Source organism: Bacteroidota bacterium, assembly GCA_030706565.1.
Classification (GTDB): Bacteria; Bacteroidota; Bacteroidia; order Bacteroidales; family JAUZOH01; genus JAUZOH01.
In genome coordinates, this window is record JAUZOH010000368.1 from 1 (window position 1) to 3,726 (window position 3,726).

The 3,726-nt window shown below is 41.3% G+C and carries 2 protein-coding genes; both read right to left on the reverse strand.

Annotation, left to right across the window (positions count from 1 at the left end):
* Positions 1 to 350, reverse strand: a 350-nt coding sequence (locus tag Q8907_14180) for a hypothetical protein (protein MDP4275419.1), incomplete at its 3' end; no start/stop codon positions are given.
* The gene (locus tag Q8907_14185) at positions 347 to 3,487 is read right to left on the reverse strand and encodes a glycoside hydrolase family 2 TIM barrel-domain containing protein (GenBank protein ID MDP4275420.1); all 3,141 of its coding nucleotides are present in this window, start codon (positions 3,485 to 3,487) and stop codon (positions 347 to 349) included. The genes Q8907_14180 and Q8907_14185, both read right to left, overlap by 4 nt.
* Positions 3,488 to 3,726: the final 239 nt, after the last annotated feature.

A 3,726-nucleotide genomic window follows, 5' to 3' on the forward strand; every position in this document is an offset into this window, starting at 1 on the left:
AATGTACCTTCCACAACCCAGTCGTGGGGCAGGTTTACCTCCTTCCAATCCGCCGGGAGGATTTTTTTGTAACTATCCGGGTTAGTGTAGTCGATAACAGTATCTTTCTTCGCTATTAAGCCCGCATTAGTATCAGTTATACCACCCTGGCAACCCGCCTTTACTTGTAATTTCATGGCAATATTACCCTTATGGAACTGCCAGTTGAAATCGAAGTTTTCCCTTGATCTGGCAGTTGCATTAGGTTGCTCATGACTTTGGGCATTTATGTTCATGAAGGAAAATAATACAAGTACACTAAAAAACAGTTTCTGTTCATAAACCAATGATATAAAAATTTTATAACTCATAATCTATCTGAATATTCCAGCACAAAACCGTACTGATAAGTCCTGTTGCCGGGATTGGTATATTTATCCATCGTTTTAGCGCCCCAGGAATCATCGCCGCCAACACCGTGAATATTCAAATCGATATTCAGGTTGATGAAATCGCGCTTAGGCAACTGGTAGTCGTGCCGTGAGTTCTCCAAATCCTCCTCAGTGTAAGGCCATGCCCTGAAACAAAGGGGTTGCAGGCCTGTCACTTTTATGACAGCATTGTTTTGCGAACTCATTGCAAACCAACGCACATCACAGCGGTTGGCATTATCCTGCGGTGCGGCATAATGCGTTATGAAATTCTCAAGTTCAGATTGATATAATCCGACAAAAGAAGCTGTTTTTCTGTCGGGGTAATTTTCATAAGGGCCGCGGCCGTACCAGCCAACGATGTTATAATTCTCCGGAATACGCATTCTCATTCCAAATTTCGGTATCAGCGGAATGGTATCGCACAAAGGCTGATAGGCTGCTTCAACCTGCAATTGTCCCAACCCATTCAATTGATAATTCAGCGTATAATTTGCCCCAATAGTTGGCAAATTCATTTCAAATTTCACAGATACTGAGTTATCTTGCTTTGATACTTCCACTTTTTTTACCAGTCTGTTTTCTGCTGCATACTTCCACTTTCCCAATTCATTCACATATCCGCTATGCTTTTGGTTATCGTTGGGCGTTTTCCAGAAATAAGGTTCCAATTGGCCTTTGAGCAGCTCTTGCTGATTGACTTTCCAGCTTGTTAGCGAACCTTCTTTCTTATCCAGTGTAAAAGTCATGGTTCCTGTTTTAAGTTGAATTTGAGAGGCAGTTTCAGTCACGTTAACCGTATTCCCGGCAGGAATGATTCTTTTCCACGTAAAAGGCTTCACCACAAACTGCTCACGGGCTATGCAATAACCTGTTTCAGCCCAAAGAGTTGCAGTCTTGAGTCTGGCGTATATATTCAGGCAGATTTCGGAGGAAATTGTGTCTGCCAATTGAGGAACCGGAAGCTCAATGATGGAAGATGTTCCCGGCAGTATATTGTCGCAACTAAACTTCCCTTTTTGAAATGATTTCCCATTCATTGTGTATTCGTATTCAAAATCGAAGTTTTCTAATGAAAGAAAATCAAAATGATTGGTAACCCGGATGCTTATATTCTTATCATTTACAAGATGAAATGCAACCGGTTGATAAACTTTCTGAACTTCAAAATAATGAGGATATGGTTTTCTGTTGGATGAAACTAACCCTTTGATACAGAAATTTCCATCGTTAGGCTTATCACCAAAATCACCACCATAAGCCCAAAATTCATTATCCTTCAACTGATAATCGTCGGGGTGTTCGGTGAGTTTAAGCGATGAACCGTCTTTTTTCTTCGCCAGCCCCTGGTCTACCCATTCCCAAATAGCCGCCCCGGTAAGACTCGTATCGGCGTATATCACATTCCAATACTCTTGCAGGTTTCCGCCCGAATTGCCCATCACGTGCAAATATTCACGCATGAATACCGGTTTATCTTTTATCTTTTCGCCCAATTTTTTTAAATCAGCAGGGTGCAGATAACCTTCGTCATAAATAGCTGATATTTCGCGATATGTGTCGGAATATACAGGTCGACTGTTATCTAATTTCTTAATGGTATCCGCCATTGCTTCAAGGCACTGTCCGCGTCCGCCTTCATTTCCCAACGACCAGAAAATTACACAGGCATGGTTTTTATCCCGCTCTACCAGTGAGACAGCCCGTTCAATATGCGATTTTTTCCACGCCGGATTATCGCCAAGCTCCTTATTCCCAATTCCATATCCATGAGACTCCTGATTGGCTTCGTCCATCACGTAAAAACCGTATTTGTCGCAGAGTTCATAAAACATGGGATCGTCCGGATAATGACAGGTGCGAATCATGTTGATATTGGCCTGCTTCATTAGCTCCAGATCGCGAATCATCGTTTCCCGACTCACGTGTTTTCCCGTCCGTGGATGCTGCTCGTGACGATTCACTCCTTTGAGCTTGACCGCTTTGCCATTGACATAAAACACATCGCCACGAACCTCAATTTTACGAACACCAAAATAGCATTCTGCCTTATCAACGATCTCCTTCTTATTGTTTTTGAGCTTTATAATGAGACAATATAAATCCGGTGTTTCGGCTGACCAAAGCCTTGGTTGCTTCATCAAGGATTTCAATTCGAGTATGGCTTGCCCTGACTTTTGAACCAAGGGAACTTTCTTGGTAAACGAGAGGTCTACCCTATCACCTTGCGCAGAAAAGCCGGAAACTTCTGCTTCGGCATACAGCCCGGAGGCATTTTGAGTTGATCGGTTATCAATGTTGAGTCGGATAGCAATATTGGCATTTTCATGAGCATTATCCGGCACCGCTTTCACAAAAAAGTCGCTGATAAAGGTCTTCTGGCGGGCAATTAAATCCACATCTCTGAAGATTCCACCCAACCTCCACATATCCTGATCTTCGAGATAGCTGCCATCGCAATATTTATACACTTCAACCGCCAATTTATTTTCTCCTTTGTGAATATAAGAAGTAATGTCAAACTCCGCAGGCGACATGGAGTTTTCGCTATAACCGACTTTTTGTCCGTTCACCCAAACATAAAATGCCGATTGTACGCCGCCAAAATTCAGAAATATCTGTTTATCAATCCAGTTCTCCGGAATTTTAAAGGTTGTAAAATAACTGCCTACAGGATTCCTTTCTTTATAAGTTGTGAAGTTTTTTTCGGGCTCGCTGGTTACTCTTGGAAGATCTTTTTTAAAAGGATAAGCAATATTAGTATAAATTGGCGTTCCAAATCCCTGAAGTTCCCAATTGCCGGGTACCAGGATATTGTCCCATTTTTCAGTGGAATAACCCTCGGCATAAAATTCCAGGGGTCGCGTTTGCGGATCGGGCGACCACTTGAATTTCCAAATACCATTAAGCGACCGGATCATTGGATTGTTCGCTTTTTCTTCAGCCAGAAAAGTAAAAGCGTGGGGCTTTTCCTTATTTATGCCATTAATATTTGGGTTTTCCCAATCGTTGATAACCTGAGCTTCAGCCTTAAAGGCTGATAATAAGATTGTAAGGACAATTAAATAGACTCTCATTCTTTGTTTTTTAGAGTAATACAACAAATACCATTTTTAATTTTTAAAATCATGCATATATTTTAATTAAATAAAACAGAGCATTATAGCTTAACACAACTGAGCTAAAGAAATTTTAAATACTACTGCAATATTATTTGGAATGCTATTCGGCTTCCGGATTACCAACGATTCGGGATTGATTTTCCATGAAAGCTTTTCTTTGCTGCCAAGCAGTTCTATTTTTTTGATTTTTTGCG

Excerpts from the sequence above, each read along its gene's own strand:
- Q8907_14185 (MDP4275420.1), bottom strand. The coding sequence starts at position 3,487 with ATGAGAGTCTATTTAATTGTCCTTACAATCTTATTATCAGCCTTTAAG.